Genomic DNA, 23,932 nt, shown 5'->3' with positions numbered 1-23,932 from the left:
GTGCAATCTAGGCAGTAAGGATGGCAACTGTAAAAGAGCAATCTCAATTAAATGTTGTATGGAAAACGAAGTTTAAAGCTGGATTGCCCCCGTTGGAAATCTTTCGTTTTCCAGAAAGTTTCGCCGGGGCTGCTGGGGAGATGCAAGAGGGGGGAGCAGTTTCCCCCTTCTTGCTCTGGTGTGGGCGAAGCGCCACGACGTTAATTCAAACGGGGTTTGGAAATCTTGTGTGAAATCCATATATCGATACTTACCCATAAAAAAACCGCTATTGATATAGCGGTTTTTAATCGTTAGCTAGCTGAGCCGTTAGTGGCTGACTTTTTCTCGTAGATTAGCCAGTACGTCGATACGCCTCAAACGAGCGAATGCCACATAGGCGACAGGGACAACAAATAATGAGAAGAACGTACCTGTTAGTAAGCCGCCAACTAATACTAAGCCGATATTCGCTAACCCTAATGAGCCTGGTCCAGTTGCCATTGCTAATGGAATAGCACTGAGGATCATGGTTAATGTGGTCATTAAAATCGGTCTTAATCTGGCTTTAGTGCTGTTAATCACCGCTTGCATTGGCGCAATGCCTTTTAGCTGCTCTTTGTTAGCAAATTCAACCAACAAAATCCCGTGTTTGGTGACCAAACCTATCAAGGTTAAGAAACCAATTTGCGAGTAAATATTAATGCTTTTGCCAAATAAAAATAGTGTTAGCAGAGCACCCACTAAACATAACGGCACGGTAAGCATAATGATGAAAGGGTCGATAAAACTTTCAAATTGTGCCGCTAAGATTAAGTAAATAAACACCAGCGCTAATAAGAATAACGACAAGGTACGTGCTTGTGAGTCCGTTAACTCTTTAATTACCCCATCGTAATGAATGTCTTGGCTAGCGGTCAATAAACCCGGTATGTGGTTATCTATATAATGTTTAACGTCACTCAAGGCGTAACCTGAACTTAAATTTGCCGCTATTTCAGCAGAATATAAACCCTTGTAAGTTTTAATGCTCGACTCAGCAGTCACTTGTTTAATGCTAACAAATTGCGACAGTGGAATGGCTTGGCCAGAATTTGAATTAACATACAGTTTATTGAGTACGTCAAAATCGCCTAGCTCTTTGCGATTAACTTGAACCCTAATAGGGTAGGTGTAATCATCTTCACCGTGTAAGTTCGCCGCTTTTACTGAGCCTAAGAAGGTTGACAAAGCGTTAGTGACTTCAGCGTAATTGACTCCCGATAACGTAATGGCATTACGATCAATCGATAAGTCATACCGCAGTTGATCGCGCACAACCGAGTTAGTTACCCCTGTCACGCCAGGGTAATTTTCTAAAGCGTGTTGTATTTTGGCGGCAGTGTGACTTAACCCATTACGATCTTTATCTAGGGTGGTTAACGCTAACTTAATATTGGTGGTCATGTTAAGGTTATTTGCCGAGCGGATCGTGAACGACATATTGTACGCTGATACCGTTTGTTTCGCTTTTTGAGTCAGTTCTGCAATGATGTCACCAATATCACGGCTTCTTTCGCCCCATGGGCTCAATAGCACATGATTAGTTGGCCCTCCTTCAATATAAGATAAGTTGGTTTGAATCCCATCTACATCTTTCATAACGCTGTTTAGTTCGTCGTTGTGAGCAAGGTGGTATTCGCGCCCAACACCTGTTGGCCCAGTTAATGACACATCAATAAAGCCTGAATCCTCTGCGGGTAATAAGGTTTTAGGTGACTGCCAATAACTTAACCCCGCCAATAACAGCAACACCACAGCAATTGCAGACATCAGGCGTTTTTTATTAAACCACTGCGACAACTGCTGGGTATATCCCTCAGTTAACTGTTGCTGCTTGCGCTCAAGGGTAACAAACCAAGTCGCTTTATGTTGCTGTGGTTTAATTAAATAGGCGCTCATCATCGGCGACAACGTTAATGCCACCATACCTGAAATAATAACCGCGGCGGCAAGCGTAAAAGAAAACTGTCTAAATAAGTCGGCCGTCAGCCCTGACATTAACCCAATTGGCAAATAGACCGCGGTCAAGGTAAAGGTCATGGCTAAAATAGGAAAAATAATTTCTTTACAGCCATTAATGGCAGCGTTAAATGGACTTTCACCTTGCTCAATATGACGATAGCAGTTTTCTACCACCACAATGGCATCATCCACCACCAAACCAATCGCCAAGATCAGCGCCAAAATGGTAAGCGTATTAATGGTAAAACCGAACAATGACATCACGGCAAATACCCCAATAATACATACTGGGATAGTGACAATGGGTATTGCTGCTGCGCGAGCTGAGCCCAAAAATAACACCATGATTAATGATACTAAAATAATGGCTTGAACTAATGCTGACACGCCTTCATCAATGGACGCTTGAATAAAGTCCGCTTGGTTATACACCATGTCCATTGATAAGCCTTTTGGCAGCTCAGGCTGCATCTGGGCTATTTTCAGTTTGATATCTTTGGCGACGGTGACAGGATTAGCATTGCTTCTAGGTCTAATTTGCAATGACATGGCTTGGTTGCCGTCAATGGTAAGAATGCTGGGTTGTAAGCTGTCATCGCCCATCACCACGTTGGCGACGTCTTTAATACGGATAATATTTTCGTTATCTGCGCGTAGCACCAGGCCTTTTACGTCATCCACAGTCTTAACTTGATAAACCGGATTAATTGAAAACGTGCGGCTTTTACCAATAATCGAGCCTGAAGTAAAGCTGTTGTTATAGGTGCTTATCACCCCGACAACGTCAGCTGCTTTAATGTTAAAGGCATTCATTTTTTCAGGTTTTAACCACACTCTTACGCCCTGAAAAGAACCACCATAGGGGCCCCAAACCGACCCGACTCCCGGGATAAGTTTTATTTGCTGGGCAACATGATGCGACACGTAGTCAAACATTTGCGCCTTGGTCATGCTGCCGTCATTAATAAAGGTAATGATATTAGACGCGGTGGTCGTGTTAGATTGGTCATCCGTCACACTGGGTTTGCCAATCATGCTTGAAGGAAAGTCAGTAATCCCCTCAACGCCACTACGGACTTTATTCATTAAGCTGGCGTAGTCAATGTCAGAAATATCGTCTTTAAAAGTAATACTTAATGAACAACTACCTTGGCTGCAGTTAGTGTTCATGGTGTCGACTTTATCAACATTAGACACCGCTGAAATTAGCTTGTCTGCGACATTGTCTGACATATATTGCGCACTCGCTCCTGCAATGGAGGCATTCACAGTAGCGGTGTGAGTTTGATGTTTAGGAAAGTAGCGAATATCGAGATGTTGAAACCCAATAATGCCAAATAAAATGGCCATAATACTTAACACACAGGCAAAGATAGGATGGCGGATACACACTTCAGGTAAACGCATTATTGTTGCTCTTGTTGAGTTGATGACGTTGCAGCAGGCGTTGCTGTTTTAGGCGGCTGTTGCGGCGCTTTTGATGCTTGTGGTGGCAGTATTTTTATCAAGCTGTTTTCTGATAAATTTTGCATACCGCTGACAATCACTTGTTCATTGTTATACAGCCCAGCAGTCACGACGACATAACCATTGTTAATATTTTTACCTAAAGTGACATCGCGCTTAATGGCTTTGTTGTTAGCAACAACCCATACATAACGTTGGTTATTATTGGCTATCACCGCATTTTGTGGGATCGTAAGATGCAAATTACCGCGACTAAAATAATGCTTAATATTGGCAAACATGCCCGGCGCAAGATGATGCTCTGGGTTATCAATGACGGCTTGTATTTCAATGCGTCCAGACTGGTCGTCAACATTAGGGGCAACGTAACTGACTTGACCTTTAAAGTTTTGTTTGGCAAATGCTTCTACGGTTATCTCTACTTTTTGGCCTTTTTGCGCTTTCGCTAAGTCTTCTTGGCCAATGGCGTATTTGACTTTTACCGGATCCAGTTTATATAAGGTCACCAAAGTGGTGCCTGCATTGATATGGCTGCCGATAGATTGATTAAAACTGGTCAGTCTGCCGTCAAATGGTGCGATAATTTGATAGTCTTTTAGCTGTACTTGTTTTAGAGCAAAGTCTGCTTTGGCAATGTAATAACTCTCGGTTACTTCATCGACATCTTGTTTCGACATGGCATAAGGTTCTTTGGCCAACAGCCCGTTGAGCCTATCTAACTTGGTTTGTTTTAACGCTAAGCTATTTTTGGCTTTAGTAAAATCAAGCTTAGCTTTGGTGTTATTAAGCTCAGCAATAATGTCACCTTTTTTGACTAAGTCACCATCGTGAAAGTTAATCTGTTGAATTTTTTCGCTGGCATTAAAACTTAATGTTGTGGAGTCGATAGCTTTTATTTTGCCGACTTCTTTCACTAATGAGGCAAATCGAGTTTGCTGTACTGGCTCGACTTGTACTGGTAAGACGGTATCTGCCCAGCTTATTGTCGGTAACGTCACTGCGACAATGGTAGCTAAAGGGAGTAGGGCGCGTTGAAGCGTGCGAGCAAATTGCATGTTGGAAGCCTTATTGTTATCGACATTAGCGCATGAAGTGCGTTGATCTTTTCAAGCAATATTTAGGACGATAAATACCTTAATTGAACATTAAATCTTATGATTTACAGCTTGTAAATACTGCTATTTTAAATTTACTTTGTTGCAGAAATCATCAGCATAAATCCCGTAACCACTGCTTATTTTTCATAACATTCGTGTGGCGTTGTTATTGTTTGGTGGCAAGGTGTTGCAGTATGTTTTGTGCCGGTAATTAATTTGAATCAACAGGTAACAAAGCGGCTAAATGGCGCTATTAGCTCCTAAGCAGTGTAGACGTTGGTTTTGATAGTGGTTGAATTTTAGCGGCAATAGTTAGGGGGGATTAGGCATTCACACGCAAAAAAGTGACCAGTTGACCTGTTGCTTTAAAACCTAATGCGCTATTGACGCTGCATATCGTTGAAAATTAAGCTTTACCCTTATGCACTTACTATCGAATGCGCTAACTCTTATCCATAAAAAAGCGTGAGTGGATGGTCATCATTCACACTCACGCAAGTTTTATTGCTTGTCTTGACGGTTTATTTTACGTTCATTAGGTAGTTCACTAATAAACCGACTGGCTTACCGGTAGCGCCTTTGCTGTTACCTTTATTCCACGCGACACCTGCAATGTCGATGTGAGCCCAAGTTTGGTCTTTAACAAACTCAGATAGGAAACACGCGGCGGTAATACTGCCCGCGCCTGGAGTACCAATGTTAGCTAAATCAGCAAAGTTACTCTTTAGTTTTTTACCGTAGCGTTCCCAAATAGGGAATTGCCATAATAAATCACCTGTTTGCTCACCAGACTTAATTAATGTGTCAGCAAAAGCTTGGTCGTTACTGAATAAACCTGCTGCTTGATCGCCTAGCGCCACAATAATTGCACCTGTTAATGTAGCAATATCGATGATAGTTTTAGGTTGATACTGCTGAACAAATGTCAGTGCGTCACATAATACTAAACGGCCTTCAGCGTCAGTGTTTAGTACTTCAATGGTTTTACCTGACATGGTTTTAATCACATCACCTGGGCGAGTTGCGCAGTCGCTTGGCATGTTTTCGGCCGCGCCCACAACAGCAACAAGGTTAATCGGTAAGTCTAATTCAACCACTGAGGCAACCGTACCAAATACACTGGCCGCGCCGCACATGTCGAATTTCATTTCGTCCATTGCAGCGCCAGGTTTGAGTGAAATTCCGCCTGAGTCAAAGGTGACACCTTTACCCACTAAGGCATAAGGTTTTGCATCCGCTTGGGCTGCCCCTTTATATTCCATCACAATCAGTTTTGATGGTTGCGCTGAACCGTTACCCACAGAAAGTAGTGAATGCATACCTAATTCAGCCATTTCAGCTTCATCAACAATGCGCACTGACAATTTATTGTTTTGCTCAGCAAGCGTTAATGCTGTTTCAGCAAGGTAAGTTGGATGACAGATATTTGGTGGTAAGTTACCTAGGTGACGTGCCACGTTTTTACCGTTAGCAACGCTGACACCGGTTTTAGCTGCTTGAGCAACCGCTTGTTGGTTTTCAGAGTAAAAACTGACAACACTGGCTAGTGGTTCATTGGTGTCGTCATCTGATTTAAAACCCGTGAATTTGTAGGTGTTTTTAACTAGTACATCAGCGAGTTGTTGTACGAGGTAAGCTTCATTTTGACCGTTAACGGTTAGATCGTTTAAGCATACGGTAATGTTAGCTTGCTTTAGTGACGTCAGGATTGTTGAAAGGCTGTCACATAGCTCGTCAAAGTCTTGTGCATCAAGGGTGAATGATTCAGTGTAAACGACAACTACACGTTCAGCTTTTATGGCTGCTGGGTCAAATAGAGTGATTGCGTTACCCGATTTTTCAGCTAAGTCTTTGCAGCTTAAGCGCTTGCTAATAAGGCCTTGGTTAGCGTCTTCAATTGCTTGGGCACTGCTTGAAAGAGCGCCGTCTTTAGCAACAAATACCACAATCGCATCGGCTTTAACCGTTGCTGGTGATTGGTTAGTTACATTAAATGAAAATGTCATAGAGTCCATCCACATAGTTAATTAAAAATAGCGCAGCTCTGATGAGCGAGGCGCCAATATTGTTGTTTGTGGTAGATAATATAGGATAGCGGCGGTTATGTTGATTGTTTTTAGTTAATTAAGCACGGCTTTGTCATTAAATCATGTTATTGCACAGCAAGGGTAGGGTAGCTTGAATTGAGGATGTAAGGTGGTTGATGATACTAATAAAAAAGGTCATTGACCTGCGCCAATGACCTTTATATTCACACTAATAATGATTATTTAGTGAACGCGTTTTCAATAATTGCTTGTTTGTTATCCGCTTGTGCAACATGACATTGGTCGCAGAAATAATATTCGTTATTAAAGCTGCCATCGGCTTTTAGATGCGAAACATCGACAGCGGTGGCTTTCATGCGCTTGGCTTTTTTAGGATCGTGACAAGTTAAACACCCGTTCTTCTTTGTGCTTAATGCATAAGTGGTTCGGTGTGGAACCAAAGGCGGTTGATGCGCAAAAGTCCGCTCGATTGCAGTGCCACGGCTTGGGTAAACAGACACTTCCTCAGCTGGGCGTACGTCGGTAATTGGTGAGTTACCCGCCAGTGATGCCACTTTTACAGGTGTTGCGTTAGGTTCAATGTTTTGACCTGAACAGGCGCTAATTGCAAGCATTGCTGCTGCGATGGTTAAGATTTTTTTCATAAGATATTCTCCACCTTCAGAGGTATTTAGAGTCAATTAAGTTAGCCTTGGCTACGACAGAATTGACTCATAGTTTGCTCTAGTCTTTGGGCGCAAAGTTTGCGTTTAAGCCTTCATCACTTTTACTGGACACTTCTTGAAATCTGTTTCTTTTGACAGGGGATCTGTCGCATCAAGTAACAGTTTGTTGACCAGTTGGCGCGCATCAAAGAACGGCATAAATACCACTCCGACAGGTGGCTTATTACGGCCTTTAGTTTCAACACGAGTTCTTATTTCACCACGAGGTGAGGCTACGACAACTTCATCACCTCGGTTTAAACCGCGTGCTTTGGCATCTTCTGGGTGCATAAAGATTTGTGCATCTGAATAGGCGCGATGAAGCTCTGGTACACGAGCTGTCATTGACGCTGTGTGCCAATGTTCAAGAATGCGACCAGTAGACATCCATAGGTCGAACTCTTCATTTGGCTCTTCTGCTGCTGGCTCAAATGGCAGGGCAAAAATAACGGCTTTGCCATCTGGCTTACCATAGAAGTTATAGCCTTCGCCTGGTTTCACATATGGGTCACTGCCTTCAATGAAACGACGCACGGTTTCTTTGCCATTAACGACTGGCCAGCGTTTACCGCGGTTTTCATGGTAGTTGTCAAATGCGTCAAGGTCGTGCCCATGACCACGGCCAAATTGAGCGTACTCTTCAAAAATACCTTTTTGAATGTAGTAACCAAAGTCATTTGACTCGTCGTTGTAATCGCCTTTACATTCTGATGTAGGGAATTTGTTGATTTCACCATTGGCGAATAAGACATCATATAAGGTTTTATCTGCGACTTCTGGTTGCTTAGCAATAAGCTCAGCGGGCCAAACTTCAGAGACTTTGAAACGTTTTGAGAACTCAACTAGCTGCCATAAGTCAGACTTTGAACCTTCAGGTGATGGCACTTGCTGATGCCACATGTGAGTACGACGCTCAGCATTACCATAAGCCCCTTCTTTTTCTACCCACATTGCTGTTGGTAAAATTAAGTCAGCGGCAGTTGCGGTGACGGTTGGGTATGGATCAGATACCACGATGAAGTTTTCTGGGTTGCGAAAACCTGGGTAAATTTCATCGTTAATGTTTGGACCGGCTTGCATGTTATTGGTACACATTGTCCAGTAACAGTTAAGCTTGCCATCTTTTAACATACGGTTTTGCAGCACCGCGTGATAACCCGGTTTTGGCGGGATAGTGCCTTCTGGCACGTTCCATAACTTTTCAGTTTTAGCACGATGCTTTGGATTAGCAACAACCATGTCAGCGGGTAGGCGGTGGGCAAACGTCCCCACTTCACGTGCAGTACCACAAGCTGATGGTTGACCCGTTAGTGAAAATGGTGAATTACCTGGTGTAGAAATTTTACCGGTTAATAGGTGGATGTTATAAAGCATGTTATTTGCCCACACACCACGGGTGTGTTGGTTAATACCCATGGTCCATAAGCTCATCACTTTTTGGTTTGGATCGGCATAAACTTTAGCAAGTTCAATGAGGTTTTCAACCGGTACGCCACTCATTTTTGATGCGTATTCAACGGTATATTCACTGACAAATTCAGCATATTGTTCAAAACTAATAGGGGTAGATTTACCATTGGCTGGATTTTTGGCTTTTTGTTCAAGCGGATGCTCAGGACGTAAACCGTAACCAATGTCAGTTGTACCTTGGGCGAATTTAGTGTGCTTGGTAACAAACTCTTTATTCACGCCGCCATTTTGAATGATGTAGTTAGCCACAAAGTTTAAGATAACTAAGTCTGTTTGTGGCTTAAAGATCATTGGGTTGTCGGCAAGGTCAAAGCTGCGGTTTTCAAAGGTTGATAACACATGTACTTTGGCCGTTTTGTGGCTTAAACGACGGTCGGTTAAGCGTGCCCAAAGTACTGGGTGCATTTCAGCCATGTTGGCGCCCCAAAGTACAAAGTTTTCACCCGCTTCGAAGTCATCGTAACTCCCCATTGGCTCATCGATACCAAAAGTACGCATGAACCCACCAACTGCTGATGCCATACAGTGACGAGCATTAGGGTCGATGTTGTTAGTACGAAAACCTGCTTTATGTAACTTAGACGCCGCGTAACCTTCCCAAATCGTCCATTGGCCTGAACCAAACATACCGACAGAGGTTGGGCCTTTTTTGGCAATGCTGGCTTTCCATTTCTCAGCCATGGTGTCTAATGCCACATCCCAACTAACTGGAGTGAATTCACCTTCTTTATCGTACTGACCATCTTTCATGCGTAATAACGGTGACGTTAAGCGGTCTTTGCCGTACATAATTTTAGATAAAAAGTAACCCTTAATGCAGTTAAGTCCTTTGTTTACTGGGCTTTCTGGGTCGCCTTTTGTGGCAACCACTTTGCCAGCTTTAGTGCCGACTAATACGCTACAACCTACGCCACAAAAGCGACATGGGGCTTTGTCCCACTTGATGTCAGCTTTTTCTTCTGCAGCTTGTACGATATTGATTGGCAACGCTATGCCTACAGCTGACGCTGCAGCGGTAGCGGCATTGGCTTTTAGAAACTCGCGACGGCTAATGCTCATGGTGTTCCTCACTCTGTGTTTTTGGTAGTGACTTTTATTACTTCAATGTCATATCAAAGATATAACGAGTTAGTAACGAGTTTAAGCCACACAAAATCTAAGGGTATACCTCTGAATGAGTATAGTGGTTGATAGTTGTTCAAGATCACATTTTTGGATGTGATCTAGTTCTCAGTTTAGTTGTTGAGGTTTTGAGGTAAATTCAAACCTTTATTTGTTAATGTTTTTGTTTTGTCAACTCGAATGGCTTCTAACACAAATTTTGTTGAATTTACTGTTTCACTTCACACAATTAATTAAAATGAACTAAAACTTTTTAGTTATCTCTTTTTGTGTAAGTAATTTGGCTTTGCTATTTTTGCAGTCAAAGGGATATTTACCGTTTTCACCGTTGGCGAGTCGCCTTTATTGGTAACCGGTAAGTTCCATATACCCCTCACCTTGATGACTGCCTGAAAACTGAATTGGCCCTTCCCAATAAGATACCGAAAGCGGCATATCGCTGTTAGAGTTGAGCGCGCTGGTCGTGATATCAATATTGGCGCTGGTTACTTGGATGTGCCAAGCAATCGGATGACGCCCCGTTTGCGTTTGTTGCCACTGGGTTGGGGTCATGCGGATGTCATTAGGTTGATCTTTGCTATTAATATTGCTGCCGTGGCCATCAGCATTCATTAATCTGGCGCTATAAAAATGGCCGGCGTCATTGTTGCCTCTTAATCTGAAAATCATTAAGGTTTGTTGCGCGTTTAAACGCAGTGAAAACCAATCCCAGCCTTGTTGGGCCTTAGTTAAAAATTGCGAGCTCCACTCACGGTCTAACCATGCTTTGCCAGTAACAATTTCACTTTTCCCATGACGATTAATGGTGCCAGAGACATTAATGTAGGGTTGGCTGTAATAGTAAGATGCCACTGCTGAATCGGCACTTTTTATGCTGTAGCCATTATCGCCTTGGCGCTGAAAAGGTTGCTGGCTATCTAACTGTAATTGAAAGCCAAATTCGGGTTGCTCAACGCGTAATTGCGCAGGGAACATATCATTGTTATCGCTTTGCCAGCGCCAGTTTTGAGTAAAAATAGTGAATGGATTTGAGGAGACTGCAGCAAGATGTTTATTGCCTCTAGACCACTTTTCAGCATTAAAGTGTTGAGTTTTTGAGGTTAATGCCGCATGTGCCATATACACCTGCCGCGTTTGCCATTGACTGTGTAAGGCTGGAAACTTGTTTTTTGATGATGCTGGGCTTGATTGTGATTGCTCAATCAGCATGGTTGGCTCTGAGTCTGGCGGTGACAGCGCAATACGAAATTGTGTCCACTGTATACCGACGGCCTCGCCACTGGCAGTGGTTAAATTAGCGGTTAAATACCACCACTCTTGTTTAAAATCGTTATGAGCCAGGTGATCTTGCGGGAAAGTGATTGGCTTATTAGGGACAACTTTGGCATAGCCTTGGGCGCTATTGCCCATGATTTGTCCCATATCTTTACTGTCGTTAGGGGCATTATCGCAACCACTTAATAGGCTTAATAATAGCATCGCTAAACTGCAAAAGAGGACTTGGTTATGCCAAGAGCGGCGGGTTCTTTGAGCCGAGAAAGACTTCAATAGACATTGGGATAATTTCAGTGTCATTACTGGCTCTCCTGTTGCAAGCTGCTAATAAGTGGTTTTCTAGTTTGCCAATACAGCGGCAATATCACTGCTAGCATGCAGCTGAGCACTGCGGTTAATACCACTTGGGCATAACTGTACCAATCCCACACCATGGCAATGCTCCAACCAAAGGCTTGTAAGGTGACTTTACTTATCACTAAGTAACCCAATAGTGCTCCCATTGGCATGGCAACCAAACAGGTGAGTAACACCATGATGAGCATTTGTCCTAAGGCCATAAACTGTAATTGCCCTCTAGACACGCCCATAGCAAATAAGCGTGCAAACGGTGCGAGCCTAGATTGAGTTAACATGGTTGATGCACTAAATAATCCAATAGCAGCGACAATTAGGGTCAAGCTATTGAGCACTAAGGTGATGGAAAAGGTACGGGTAAAAATGGTTATCGCTTCTTGTTTAATGCGCTTTTGGCTATACATGGTTGAAGAGTTTAGTCCAGCGTGTTGCTTTAATTGCAGCTGTAATTGACTTAACTCGCCTTGGTAATTGACAGCAAAGCTAATTGGAGTGGCAGGTAAAGTTGATGCTTGCCATAAACGTTGACCAATAAGTACTTCACCGGTGGGATTGCCGTAGTCGTAATACACTGCGCCAATAGTGAGTGGTTTGTTTAAGCGATCAACACTTATCTTATCGCCAATATTAAGTTGCTGCTTAATGGCTAATGGCTCACTTATCATCACTTGGCTGCCTTGGGAAAAGCCTTGCCAAAAATCAATGGAGTGAACTTTTAATGATGACGTTTGTTCAATAGAGCTGGCGTCTCGGCTGACCAGTGCAATCGGAACATGTAATTGAGTTTGGTTAAATGTCGCCTGCGGATGAGCGCTATTGTCACTGTTGATTGAGGTATTCGCCACTAAGCGCTGGGTTAATACCGCGTCACTACGCCACTGTTTATATAGTGCAGTCACATTTTTATCCTGCTGCAAATAAGCTTGCACTTGAGGAATTTGCTGCGGGCTGGGCTTAATATAAAGTTCTGCATGTAAGCGCGATTCAAGCCATTGCTTGAGGGTGATTTCAAAACTGCCGACTAAGGTATTCATGGATACGTTAGCGCAAATTGCCAGTAACATTGCCATCATCGCCAGTGACAGTGGCGCAATAATTTGCCGTGTTTCTGCCAATGCATATTGCAATAACCCTTGTGGGTTAGATTGTTCAATGAGCTGAATAAGCCAAGTAAGTAGTTGCGGCAACATTAATGGGATGGCAATTGTCACCGCGCCAAGCAGCAATAAACTGTATTGGTATTGCTCTGTAAACTGCATCAAGGTGCAGCTGATAACCAAAGTAATAAAACCAGTAAGCAACATTTTTGCATGCAGTTTTCGATAGTATTGGGTGCGTGGGCGCTGATATGCCCCTTGCGCTAAAGGTGTACGTTTTAAGCCTAATAACATGGGTAAACAGGCAAATAATGCCGCACCAAGAGTCAGTGCTAACGCTTGCATAAACCACTGCCATTGCCAATTTCCCGGTATCAGCCTAGCGCCATAAAGTTGCTCTAATGTCATCGACACCATTGGTTGTAGCCATTGCGATAATTGCAATCCCACAATAAAACCAATAATGGTTCCTATGATGACTAACACGATTAACTCAAGCAGTAATGCCGCCATTAAATGGTTAGCGCCCACACCTTGTTGCATTAATTGAATACATAAACTGTGACGTTTCATTAAGCTATAACGCACACCGTTATAAGCGATAAATAGCCCGACCAAAAATGCCAACATGCCCATGGCTTTTAGGTTTAGATGGAAGCTGTCGGTTAATGCGCCTAATGATGCACCGTTGTCATCGGCCTCAAAGTTAAGCGTAGAAACCGCAATGCCTGCGGCGGTTAAAGCGTGTTTAGCCGCTTTGATTAACTGGCTTTTAGTTTGGTCAGCGTATTGCGGAAATAGCGCCACATAACTGAGTTGGCCCTGCTGTTTTAATAATGGTTGCAGTAATGACAAGTCAGCCACGATGTCATTGCCTAACCCTGCGCTGTCATCAACGCGAATCACTTCAAGTTGATAGCCATTTAGCTGCACTTTACCTGATGGAGAAAGTTTATCTGCCAATGAACGGCTCATTAATATCGCCGGATAACCATTAATGAGCTTTTGCAATGGAATATCGCTGGAAAATGGCATCAATTTTGACTGCGGATTTTTTTTATCTGGGGGGGGTGAATGAGTGAGCGCCAGCGACATTGCAGCAAATAGGTCATTGCCGCTGATGGCAATGGAATGGCCGCTTGGGCCTTCAGCTACGCCTTCTAATACCCCTAAGCTGGGAATTCCGGCTTGTGATAAAGCAAAATACACTTGCTGATTAATGGTGTCACTTTGGTTGGAGCTAACATGGGCACTAGCGCGCTGACTGAGTAATTCAGTCGCTTGGCTATAACTGTTAATGGCGTTTTCATTAGTGGCTTTAACCCCAATAAGTAAGGTGACTGCAAGGGCAATGCCCACCAAAATAGCACTGGCTTGTACCGGTGAGTGACGATAATGGCGCAAGAACACTTTGGCTGTGAGGTAAGTGTGTTGCCAGGTCATTATGCTTGCCCGCCGTGGTTGATATCCCCTTTGGTTTGGCTAAGATGATTAATGCTGTAGTCGGCATTAATAGCGCCATTTTCGAGGTGCCAACGTTGCTGCATATATTGGGCGCATTCCTCACTGTGGGTGACCATTAATACGCACGTTTGCTGTGCTTTTGCCAGTGAAGTTAATAAGCTCATCACTTCAAGGCTAGCATTATAGTCAAGGTTACCCGTCGGCTCATCTGCCAGCAGTAATGCGGGTTGATGCGCTAATGCTCTGGCAATCGCCACTCGTTGCTGTTGACCGCCAGATAATGATTCAACTTCACGATTTAATAAGGACGCTAGCCCTAAGGCGTCGACTAGATGATCGCACCAGTCATTCCATTTTTGGCGATTGAGTTGTAATGAAAAGCGAATATTGTCACGTACATTTAGCGGCGTGAGCAGATTAAACTGTTGAAACACCATGCCGAGTTGCTGGTGACGAAATTGACTCCATTGCTTGTCTTGCCAATTTTTAGTGCTTTGACCGATAAGTTGTAATTCACCTTGGCTAGGGTATTCAAAGCCAGCAATGATATTTAATAAGGTACTTTTGCCGCTACCACTTGCACCAGTGAGTGCCACCGTGTCGCCTTGTTTTAACGCTAAGGTTAGCTGGTTGAGCACAGGAAGCTGTTTATCACCATCAACAAACGATTTGCTAATGTCAGTTAGTCGAATAATATGCGGCGTAGTGTTAGCGTGTTCCATGGATTTCCTTGGCAAAATTTACCCGATTAATGGCGCGTAATAAACGACGCAACAATATGTGCTTTAGCGTCGAGCTATTGTTGCTTACACCAAATAACTTATCGTTAATCGCTAAAAATAATTCATTGTTTGAGACGGTTGAGGTTCGATAATATTCAGTTAAGGCGGTGTCTTATTTGCAATCGCTCGCCTTTAGCATACCTGTCTAAGAGCTGCGTTTATACTATACGAAGGCAATGAAATGAAAGTTTAATCAGCACGTTAAAATAAAAAGGCCTCGAATGAGGCCTTGATGATTGTGGTTCTTTTATTCTTGTTCTTGTTCCAGTAATGAATACGGTAATGGGGTGAGAGTTAAGGTTGAGGCTTCATCATCTTTAACGCGCAGCTTAGCATTCTCTAGAGTGTCGTTAGCTAATACGGCGGTGAGTAACACCTGTTCACCTTGTTGCACAAACTCAATAATATTGCCGCCACGTCTAAAGCCGTCTTCGTCGGCAATTTCTAGTTGAGTGTCAGCGTTAATTTCAGTGGTACACGTACCAGTAACAATGTATAACGCCCGTTTATTGCCACCACGGTATTTCATGCGGGCAATGGTTTCTTGTCCCATGTAACAACCTTTATTAAAACTAATGCCGTCAATGGCTTGTAGGTTACACATTTGCGGTACGTATTGATTAGCATGCTGAGCGTGAATATTAGGGTAACCCGCTTTAATCTCTAATGCTTGCCAATGAGTTTTATCGGTAAGGGCAACATTGGCTTTAGCAACCAATTCATCCACTTGCGCGACAGGCAAGATGATAATAAAACGATCGTCGTCAACTAACACGGTGATATCAGCGTGTTGATTGACCGCTGCGCTTACATCGCCAATATGATTGCGAACAAATGCTTGGGCTTGAGCCCCGCTGATGCCAATTAATGCTAGCTCATGGGTCACATTCACTAACTCTGCTTTACTAAACACGGCGTATTTTTGCAGTTGCGGTAAGTCAACGTCAATGGTGTCTGTTGGCATTAGCATCATTAATTTATCGGCAATGGCAAAGGTTCTGAAACTTGCCAGCATTTTACCTTTAGGGTCGCAATGTGCGCCCCATTTCCATTGATTGGCATCTAATGACGTAATGTCAGTGGTAACTTGACCATGTATAAAGCTGCGGGCTTGTTCACCGCTAACGTCAATAAGGCCTAAATGAGATAGATGAGATAAGACTAATGCTGGTGGCGCATCATTAAAGGTCCAGTCAGCTTGCTGCGATGAAATGGTCATATGTATCCCTAAAGAATGTCACGAACAGTAATTTGCGCGCATAAGTATGGCGTTACTACAATAATGTGGGCTTTTTTGAAAAAAACAACAAAAAAGCGATCTATAAAATAGATCGCTTTGCTCCAAAGTGGTTATTTGTGAACTCACGCTTTGGTTTCACCGTTAACCACCTTGTCGTTAGTGCTGTTGCAAGCGTGATTAATCAAATAATGCTCGCGAGCGAATGGTGCCATCAATTGATTTTAATTGATGTAGCGCATCTTCAGCTTGATCAGAATTGACTTCCATTACCACATAACCGATATCGGCGGTTGTTTGTAGGTACTGAGCGGCAATATTGATACCTTTTTCAGAAAACGCTTGGTTAATTTTAATCAAAACACCAGGGCGGTTATGGTGAATATGCAAAATACGTGAAGTATTTTTATGTTGAGGTAATGACACCTCTGGGAAGTTAACCGCTGATAGTGTTGAGCCGTTATCAGAGTATTTAGTGAGTTTACCGGCCACTTCAATGCCGATATTTTCTTGTGCTTCTGCGGTGCTACCACCAATGTGTGGGGTCAGTAATACGTTATCTAAGCCACGCAATGGCGAAATAAATTCGTCATTATTTGATTTTGGCTCAACAGGGAATACATCAACAGCAGCGCCAGCAATATGGTTTGCCGTTAATGACTCCGCTAATGCTTGTATCTCAACCACGGTGCCTCGCGAGGCGTTAATAAAGAAAGCGCCTTGCTTCATTTGAGCAAATTGATCGACACCAAACATGTTTTTAGTTTGCGCGGTTTCAGGCACATGCAAACTCACAACATCAGACTCGGCCAATAATGCTTCTAATGAATGCACTTGAGATGCGTTACCTAGCGGCAGCTTATCTTCGATATCATAAAAACGCACACGCATACCTAAGGTTTCAGCCAAAATGCCCAATTGTGTACCAATATGACCATAACCAATAACCCCTAACGTTTTGCCGCGAACTTCAACACTGCCATTGGCGCTTTTTAACCAGCCACCACGATGACACATGGCATTACGCTGCGGAATGCCGCGCATGAGCATAATGATTTCGCCGATGACTAACTCCGCCACACTGCGGGTGTTAGAAAATGGGGCGTTGAATACTGGAATACCGCGTTTTTCAGCCACTTTAAGATTAACTTGGTTGGTGCCAATACAAAAACAACCAATGGCGACTAATTTTTCAGCATGGTTTATCACAGATTCAGTTAATTGTGTGCGAGATCGAAGACCGACAAAGTGAGCATCTTTAATCGATTCAAGTAAGTCATCTTCTGATAAAGAAGCTTTGTGGTATTCGATATTGGTGTAACCTGCGCGTTTTAGTACATCTACCGCTGTTTGGTGGACGCCCTCTAAAAGCAGGATTTTAATTTTATCCTTGTTAAGCGAATGTTTCGCCATGATATGGGTACCCTCTTAAAAATATGTGCGTAAACTAAGCTGACCTAGTCAGCAGTCAAACGTATCATCTTTTTGTTTGATTGTGGAGTTCTAGATGGCTAAATAAGCTATTCTATTTTTAGAACACGCTCTGATAAGAGAAAACCAAATTGAATAAAAAGGCTTTATGGATAGTTATTTACCTTGTCGTGATAGTGTGGTCAGCCTTTGAGCCTTATGAACGGTTCACTTGGTGGCTTGAGGCTATTCCGGCTTTATTAGCATTGCCTATTTTGGCATTTACTGATAGAAAGTTTCCTTTAACGCCTCTGGCTTATGGGCTTATTTTATTCCACTGTGTGGTGTTACTGGTGGGGGCTAAATACACTTATGCACAAGTGCCTTTATTTGATTGGATTGCCCAAGTTATGGGTAGCGAACGCAATAACTATGACAAGCTAGGTCATTTTGCCCAAGGTTTTGTCCCGGTGATTTTGGCGCGGGAAGTATTGCTAAGGCATCATGTTTTACAATTGGGTTATTGGTGTCACTTTTTGTCGTTGTGCTTCGTTTTAGCTTTTTCAGCATTTTATGAGTTGATTGAATGGTGGGTAGGGGCTGCTTCAGGTGAAGATGCACAAGCATTTTTAGGCACACAAGGTTATGTGTGGGATACACAGTCAGATATGTTTATGGCATTAGTTGGCGGAATTGTAAGTTTATTTTTACTGACAAGCATTCATAACAATCAGCTAAATCATTGTTGATTTGAGCGTTTATTAGAGGATAATAAATAAAGAAGTCGGTTTGAGTTTTATTCATACTAAAGTATTATTTTTTTTACTTTCAGGCTAGTGATTATCTACTACTATTTGATGGGTGAGGATGGCTAGAAGACAAAAGTATGACTTTATTATTGTAAATGATTTTTATCGTTATAACTTCAGGATGACACGTTACTACTGTTTTTTAGCTGTTTATTAGCTTGGTATTTAGTACGTAAGTAGATACTTTTCAGGGAGAAAAGTGATGAGCTCTAATATAGATGAATTAGTTTTTCTACATCAAATCAATGCCCCATGTCATTTGGCCATTTTGGCAGAATCTATTGGATTAAAAACCCGTATTGTAAAATCAGCCAGTGAATTAGAATTGGAAAAATTTTCTAATAGCTTTTATCTTATCGCCCAAGATGGTGCGGCGTTAGATAATAACGGTATTCCACTTATCGTAAATCGAATTGCCACTCATGTTCCTGTTGCTATTTATCAAGTTAATCGAGATTCGTTAGATCAAGAAGCGGCATTATTATTGGGCGTTCGCGGGTTACTTTATAGTGATCAACGCATGGATTTAATGCTTACTGGCCTGCGTAAAATGGTGTCGGGTGAGTTATGGTATGACCGGACATTAATCAGTAAAATTTTCCGCCGTTTAGTGCAAAAAATTGATACCTCTAGCCCCGTCCCAGAAGAAACTGCCGCGATGTTAGAAATGCTGACCACCAGAGAACGTACGATTATTCAGTTAGTGTCTTCTGGAGCGCGTAATAAAGAAATTGCTCATCATTTATGTATCAGTGAACACACAGTAAAAGCACATATTTCGTCAATCTTTCGTAAAACCCAATCACGCAACCGGGTTGAACTATTACGTTGGGCACAAACTTATCAAACCCACTTTGAACTGGTCAGTTAATCACAATTATTTTGCAATAATCTCGCTATTTTTAATGACAATAAAGGCTACCAATAGGTAGCCTTTATTGTTTATGTGTATACTCGGCGAGCAAGCGCGTGCTGCAGTTGCAGTTAATCATTGTGGTAATAATTTTCAATGTGAATGGTTAACATTTTATCTCATTGAGATGGCAAATCTTACGCCATGATGATTTAAGATATATTACAAAAGCATGTCACAGACATGCTCACCATCAGTAACAATAATGAAGGATGACACATGAGTATTTGGTTTAGAGACGTCACATTAGCAGACTGTAAAAAGCTTGATGCAGGGCAAGGGAATAAAGGGACGTTAATGACCACTTTAGGCATTGAAATTGTTGAAATTGGTGATGATTTTATGCGTGCAACCATGCCAGCAGATCCTTCGGTACACAATCCACTTGGCATAGTGCATGGTGGGGCGAATGTGGCTTTAGCTGAAACTGTGGCCAGTTATGCGGCTAATTTTGTGGTCGATTTTGAGCAGTATTATTGTGTTGGCCAAGAGATTAATGCCAATCATCTAAAAGCATCTCGTAAAGGTGTATTAACAGCCACGGCAAAACCAGTACACATGGGGAAACGCAGCTCTGTTTGGGAGATTTTAATTCATAATAGTGCTAACGAATTATGTTGTATTTCTCGAATGACCGCAGCGGTTGTGAAGCGCTAAATCGATTCGTTGGATCAATCATCTGCTCAATATATCTCGCCAACAATGTGCTTTATTTTATCGCTTGTAAAATGAAGCACTGCATCCCCAAGTGTTATCTATAATGAATACACCCTAACGAGCTATTGAAGCGTCGCTTTAATTTCATGGGGGCTTTTTATTGATTAATTAGTGCGGTGTTATAACAGTGGGTTTATTGCCTTGTTGGCTAATATCGCTTGTGAGTATCAGTAAGATATTCCTAATATAAAACAAATCGTTAATCGCTAATCATGATTGGCAACGAACTAACAACCCATTTGAGGTGAACACAATGGACAGTAGTCAAATTTGGGAGTGGGTAGGGTATTTAGCGTCAGTGGTGGTGGCGGTATCATTGATGATGGCTGATATTAAAAAGTTACGTTGGTGGAATTTAATTGGTGCTGCGCTATTTGTGGCATACGGTTTGGCAATTGATGCCATTCCGGTCGCGTTAGTGAATTTCTTTATTGTACTGATTGATATTTATTACCTGATCAAACTCTATAACACTGCCGCTAATCCTAAAGATGACCAGCAATCGTAAAGCTATTTGCTATTTGCTATTTGCTATTTGTTATTTGTTATTTGTTATTTGTTATTTGTTATTTGCCTCCCTCTTTTTCAAATATGTCGCATATTAATTTGCCGTAAGTGGTTTTTAAGGTCATTGCTAGCCTTAAAGTAGGGGCTATTTAAATGATAAAAATAATTTTATAAACAGTAATTTAATCAATTAAATACTGGAAAGATCATTTATCATGCGCTAGGTAATCAAAGTCAATAGTTTCACATCACAATCTTTACATGCATTTACATTCGTTTAATGATCTGGGTCAAATTATTACATTTTCTCGTCATTAATATAGCGATTAGAAAATCTGAGTGTGGATCTATAATCGTAAAATGCAATTAAGTTAATCTGATTTAATCGTTTTATTGATAAGTTGATTGGCATTAAGATGAATTCATTGAAATAACACGAGGTACTTAAAACATGCCGACACTAGTCGATTTGATTGAGCACTGGTTACACAATTACAAGGAATAAATCATGTCACAGGTTAATTATCTTACAGGTCAAAATGGTTCTCCGATCGCAGACGATCAAAACTCTTTATCGGCAGGTGAAAGAGGGCCATTATTATTACAAGATTGGCATTTAATTGAAAAGCTAGCGCACTTTAACCGCGAACGAATTCCTGAGCGTATTGTGCATGCAAAAGGGACAGGTGTTTATGGTAAGTTCACTTTAACCAAAGACTTAAGTGAGTTTACATTAGCTGACCACTTTAACGGTGTTGGCAAAGAAACTGAAACGTTTGTGCGTTTCTCTACTGTAGGTGGAGAAATGGGTTCAGCAGATGCTGAGCGTGATCCACGTGGATTTGGTTTACGTTTTTATACTGCTCGTGGTAATCACGATATTGTAGGTAATAACACGCCAACATTCTTCCTGCGAGATGGCATTAAGTTCCCTGACTTTATTCATACGCAAAAGCGTAACCCACACACTAATTTGAAAGATCCTCAAGCGATGTGGGATTTCTGGGCTGCTAATCCAGAAGCGATGCACCAAGTGACCATTTTAATGTCTGACCGTGGTATTCCAGCTAACTATCGTCAAATGCACGGTTATGGTTCACATACTTATTCTTTGTGGAATGCGAAAGGCGAGCGTTTTTGGGTTAAGTTCCACTTTAAATCACAGCAAGGCGTAGTGAACTTAAGCGCTGAGCAAGCGGATAAGTTAAAAGGTATCGATCCTGATTCGTCACAACGCGATATGGTTGTGGCAATTGAAGATAAGAATTTCCCTAAGTGGACTGTGAATGTGCAAATTATGCCTGAAGTAGAAGCTAATGATTACGTAATTAATCCATTTGATTTAACCAAAGTGTGGCCACATGCTGATTACCCATTGATTGAAATTGGTGAATTAGAGCTAAACCGCATGCCAGTTAACTACTTTGCTGAAGTAGAACAAGCAGCATTAGCACCCAGCAACTTAGTCCCCGGCGTTGGCGCATCACCTGACAAAATGCTCCAAGCACGTTTATTTGCTTATGCTGATGCTCAACGTTACCGCATTGGGGCTAATTACAACCAATTACCTGTAAACTGCCCACATGCCACCCAAGCAAATCATCACCAACGTGGTGGCGCAATGGCAGGCACACAGTGCCCTTATAATGGTAGCCAAACAGGTGGCGATGCAACAGCTAACTATGGACCAAATACACCACAACCACTAGCTGAGTCAGTCGACTTTAAAGAGCCACCACTACGTTTAGACGGTGAGGCTGATCGTTACAGTCGTTATAATCAAAATGATTTTGAGCAAGCGGGTAACCTATACCGTATTTTCTCTGAAGAAGAAAAATCACGTTTAGTAGAAACCATTGTTTCAACGCTTAGCCAAGCGACAAAACCTGTGCAGCAACAAATGGTGCAACATTTTTATCATGCAGATAAAGATTACGGTCAACGTATCGAAACTGCACTCGGTCTATAAGCCCAATAACTGATAAAAAGCAATGATATAAGCAGTCACCTCGGTGGCTGCTTTTTTATTGGCAGTTTAAGTGGAAGTGTTAATGGCTCCTGCTATTGACACCAGATACTCGCTGTAACGCTGTATTGTTACATCAGTGCAAATGTGGCGTGAACAACAATGTTATAAATGTTGTGTAATTGTTTCCAAACAGGCTTCAAGCCCTTTTAACATCTAAGTATCTTGCTCAGCTAAAATGCCTCTGTTACTGTCGATTTAATTAAAATAATAATGACAGGACTCTGTGGTGAATTTAAAAGTACTTGGCTCAATAACCATTGTTGCAGGAACAGCAATTGGTGGAGGCATGCTGGCCTTGCCTTTAGCAACTGCCGCACTTGGAATGGTGCCAGCAATTATCTTGCTGGTGGCGATTTGGGGAGCGTCGGCGTATACCTCATTATTAATGCTTGAGATTAACTTGCGTGCGGGTATTGGTGATAACGTACATAGCATTACCGGTAAAACATTGGGTAAAGCAGGGCAGTTTATTCAAGGTGCGTCTTTACTGAGTTTATTATTCGCTTTAACAATGGTTTATCTTATGGGTGGGTCATCGTTACTTGAGGCGCGTTTAGAGCCTTTGTTGGGTGTTAATCTGGATAACCGCATTGCCGTGTTATTGTTTACTGTCATTTTTGGCGGGATTATTGCTATTGGCGTGAGCTGGATTGATAAAATATCGCGATTGTTATTTTCGGCTATGGTGGTGTTATTAGTCTTAGTTGTGACCTTTTTATTACCCGAGGTCAGTGCCAGCAACATATTAGCCAAAGCCAGTGAGTCTTTTGCTGAAGGTGGTGACATATATAAGTTATGGCTAGCAGCCATTCCTGTGGTATTTACCTCATTTGGCTTCCATGTTTGTATTGCCACTATTGTGCGTTATTTAGATGGTGACAGTCAGTCCCTGCGTAAAGTGTTATTAGTTGGTTCAACCATTCCACTTGTTAGCTATATTTTGTGGCTACTGGTGACATTAGGCACTATTAGTGGCGAGCAAATTCATAGCTTTGAAGGTTCGTTACCTGCATTAGTCGGTGCGCTACAAGCTGTGGCCAATTCCGCCGTTGTTAGTCAGTTTATTGATATTTTTGCCAACCTAGCATTAATTACCTCTTTCCTCGGGGTAACCATGAGTTTATTTGATTATATTGCTGAACTTACGCGTGCTAAAAATACTGCCACTGGACGCGCGCAAACATGGTTAATTACCTTTGTACCACCGTTACTTTGTGCGCTTTTTTACCCAGATGGTTTCTTCCAAGTACTGGGCTTTGCAGCTATTCCATTAGTGGTGATGATTATGTTCTTACCCATTGCGATGGCGTTAAAGCAGCGAGGCCAAAACCTTGGTGGGTATCAAGTTATCGGTGGTAATGTCGGCTTAATCTTAGTGGGATTAATGGGCGTAGGAATTGTGTTTGCACAATTGATTGCCACGCTAGGCTAAACCTGAATATTG

General features: G+C 42.2%; 16 protein-coding genes. 6 read left to right on the top strand and 10 right to left on the bottom strand.

Features of this window, described 5'->3' with window-relative positions; translation table 11 throughout:
- Nucleotides 1–309: 309 nt before the first annotated feature.
- The 10 genes from G3R48_RS14645 to serA form a co-directional block, all read right to left on the bottom strand.
- Complete coding sequence (locus tag G3R48_RS14645; protein ID WP_153665768.1) at nucleotides 310–3,390, bottom strand: efflux RND transporter permease subunit; 3,081 nt, start codon at nucleotides 3,388–3,390, stop codon at nucleotides 310–312.
- Nucleotides 3,390–4,505, bottom strand: coding sequence for an efflux RND transporter periplasmic adaptor subunit (locus G3R48_RS14640; RefSeq protein ID WP_153665770.1), 1,116 nt, complete (start codon nucleotides 4,503–4,505; stop codon nucleotides 3,390–3,392). The genes G3R48_RS14645 and G3R48_RS14640 overlap by 1 nt, the downstream gene beginning before the upstream one ends.
- 563 nt (nucleotides 4,506–5,068) lie before the next feature.
- A complete protein-coding gene (locus G3R48_RS14635) occupies nucleotides 5,069–6,553 on the bottom strand; it encodes a leucyl aminopeptidase (protein WP_153665772.1) in 1,485 nt (494 codons plus the stop codon).
- A 260-nt stretch (nucleotides 6,554–6,813) separates the two neighbouring features.
- Nucleotides 6,814–7,239, bottom strand: a complete 426-nt coding sequence (locus G3R48_RS14630) for a nitrate reductase cytochrome c-type subunit (protein ID WP_153665774.1) — start codon at nucleotides 7,237–7,239, stop codon at nucleotides 6,814–6,816.
- A 105-nt stretch (nucleotides 7,240–7,344) separates the two neighbouring features.
- Complete coding sequence (gene napA, locus G3R48_RS14625; protein WP_153665776.1) at nucleotides 7,345–9,828, bottom strand: nitrate reductase catalytic subunit NapA; 2,484 nt, start codon at nucleotides 9,826–9,828, stop codon at nucleotides 7,345–7,347.
- 405 nt (nucleotides 9,829–10,233) lie between these two features.
- Nucleotides 10,234–11,370 (bottom strand): lipocalin-like domain-containing protein, encoded by a 1,137-nt coding sequence (locus G3R48_RS14620; RefSeq protein ID WP_153665901.1) that lies wholly within the window; start codon nucleotides 11,368–11,370, stop codon nucleotides 10,234–10,236.
- 95 nt (nucleotides 11,371–11,465) lie between these two features.
- Nucleotides 11,466–14,063, bottom strand: a complete 2,598-nt coding sequence (locus G3R48_RS14615) for an ABC transporter permease (RefSeq protein ID WP_153665778.1) — start codon at nucleotides 14,061–14,063, stop codon at nucleotides 11,466–11,468.
- A complete protein-coding gene (locus G3R48_RS14610; RefSeq protein WP_153665780.1) occupies nucleotides 14,063–14,806 on the bottom strand; it encodes an ABC transporter ATP-binding protein in 744 nt (247 codons plus the stop codon). The genes G3R48_RS14615 and G3R48_RS14610 overlap by 1 nt, the downstream gene beginning before the upstream one ends.
- A gap of 307 nt (nucleotides 14,807–15,113) precedes the next feature.
- A complete protein-coding gene (gene ygfZ / locus G3R48_RS14605) occupies nucleotides 15,114–16,085 on the bottom strand; it encodes a tRNA-modifying protein YgfZ (protein WP_153665782.1) in 972 nt (323 codons plus the stop codon).
- Nucleotides 16,086–16,283: 198 nt separating this feature from the next.
- Nucleotides 16,284–17,516, bottom strand: a complete 1,233-nt coding sequence (serA, locus tag G3R48_RS14600) for a phosphoglycerate dehydrogenase (RefSeq protein WP_153665784.1) — start codon at nucleotides 17,514–17,516, stop codon at nucleotides 16,284–16,286.
- Nucleotides 17,517–17,665: 149 nt separating this feature from the next.
- Here serA and G3R48_RS14595 point away from each other — a divergent pair, with 149 nt between their 5' ends.
- From G3R48_RS14595 to G3R48_RS14570, 6 genes are all read left to right on the top strand, one after another.
- Entirely contained in the window at nucleotides 17,666–18,262 is a 597-nt protein-coding gene (locus G3R48_RS14595) for a DUF2238 domain-containing protein (protein WP_153665786.1), read from the top strand.
- 262 nt (nucleotides 18,263–18,524) lie between these two features.
- Nucleotides 18,525–19,193: a response regulator transcription factor gene (locus G3R48_RS14590; protein ID WP_153665788.1), complete on the top strand. Its 669-nt coding sequence runs from the start codon at nucleotides 18,525–18,527 to the stop codon at nucleotides 19,191–19,193.
- A 261-nt stretch (nucleotides 19,194–19,454) separates the two neighbouring features.
- Nucleotides 19,455–19,892 carry a PaaI family thioesterase gene (locus tag G3R48_RS14585; RefSeq protein ID WP_153665790.1) on the top strand — a complete coding sequence of 146 codons (438 nt, stop codon included), beginning with the start codon at nucleotides 19,455–19,457 and terminating at the stop codon, nucleotides 19,890–19,892.
- Between the two features lie 313 nt (nucleotides 19,893–20,205).
- The gene (locus G3R48_RS14580; RefSeq protein WP_153665792.1) at nucleotides 20,206–20,460 is read left to right on the top strand and encodes a YgjV family protein; all 255 of its coding nucleotides are present in this window, start codon (nucleotides 20,206–20,208) and stop codon (nucleotides 20,458–20,460) included.
- A gap of 507 nt (nucleotides 20,461–20,967) precedes the next feature.
- Complete coding sequence (katB, locus tag G3R48_RS14575) at nucleotides 20,968–22,428, top strand: catalase KatB (RefSeq protein WP_153665794.1); 1,461 nt, start codon at nucleotides 20,968–20,970, stop codon at nucleotides 22,426–22,428.
- A 286-nt stretch (nucleotides 22,429–22,714) separates the two neighbouring features.
- A complete protein-coding gene (locus G3R48_RS14570) occupies nucleotides 22,715–23,920 on the top strand; it encodes an aromatic amino acid transport family protein (RefSeq protein ID WP_212593379.1) in 1,206 nt (401 codons plus the stop codon).
- The last annotated feature ends 12 nt before the right edge of the window (nucleotides 23,921–23,932 follow it).

It is taken from the genome of Shewanella intestini, assembly GCF_018221465.1.
Taxonomy (GTDB): domain Bacteria; phylum Pseudomonadota; class Gammaproteobacteria; order Enterobacterales; family Shewanellaceae; genus Shewanella; species Shewanella intestini.
Note: the sequence above shows the minus strand (reverse complement) of the source record. Positions and strands in the feature narration are given on the sequence as shown.

Excerpts from the sequence above, each read along its gene's own strand:
- G3R48_RS14645 (WP_153665768.1), bottom strand. The coding sequence starts at position 3,390 with ATGCGTTTACCTGAAGTGTGTATCCGCCATCCTATCTTTGCCTGTGTG.
- G3R48_RS14640 (WP_153665770.1), bottom strand. The coding sequence starts at position 4,505 with ATGCAATTTGCTCGCACGCTTCAACGCGCCCTACTCCCTTTAGCTACC.
- G3R48_RS14635 (WP_153665772.1), bottom strand. The coding sequence starts at position 6,553 with ATGACATTTTCATTTAATGTAACTAACCAATCACCAGCAACGGTTAAA.
- G3R48_RS14630 (WP_153665774.1), bottom strand. The coding sequence starts at position 7,239 with ATGAAAAAAATCTTAACCATCGCAGCAGCAATGCTTGCAATTAGCGCC.
- napA (WP_153665776.1), bottom strand. The coding sequence starts at position 9,828 with ATGAGCATTAGCCGTCGCGAGTTTCTAAAAGCCAATGCCGCTACCGCT.
- G3R48_RS14620 (WP_153665901.1), bottom strand. The coding sequence starts at position 11,370 with ATGCTATTATTAAGCCTATTAAGTGGTTGCGATAATGCCCCTAACGAC.
- G3R48_RS14615 (WP_153665778.1), bottom strand. The coding sequence starts at position 14,063 with ATGACCTGGCAACACACTTACCTCACAGCCAAAGTGTTCTTGCGCCAT.
- G3R48_RS14610 (WP_153665780.1), bottom strand. The coding sequence starts at position 14,806 with ATGGAACACGCTAACACTACGCCGCATATTATTCGACTAACTGACATT.
- ygfZ (WP_153665782.1), bottom strand. The coding sequence starts at position 16,085 with ATGACCATTTCATCGCAGCAAGCTGACTGGACCTTTAATGATGCGCCA.
- serA (WP_153665784.1), bottom strand. The coding sequence starts at position 17,516 with ATGGCGAAACATTCGCTTAACAAGGATAAAATTAAAATCCTGCTTTTA.
- G3R48_RS14590 (WP_153665788.1), top strand. The coding sequence starts at position 18,525 with ATGAGCTCTAATATAGATGAATTAGTTTTTCTACATCAAATCAATGCC.
- G3R48_RS14585 (WP_153665790.1), top strand. The coding sequence starts at position 19,455 with ATGAGTATTTGGTTTAGAGACGTCACATTAGCAGACTGTAAAAAGCTT.
- G3R48_RS14580 (WP_153665792.1), top strand. The coding sequence starts at position 20,206 with ATGGACAGTAGTCAAATTTGGGAGTGGGTAGGGTATTTAGCGTCAGTG.
- katB (WP_153665794.1), top strand. The coding sequence starts at position 20,968 with ATGTCACAGGTTAATTATCTTACAGGTCAAAATGGTTCTCCGATCGCA.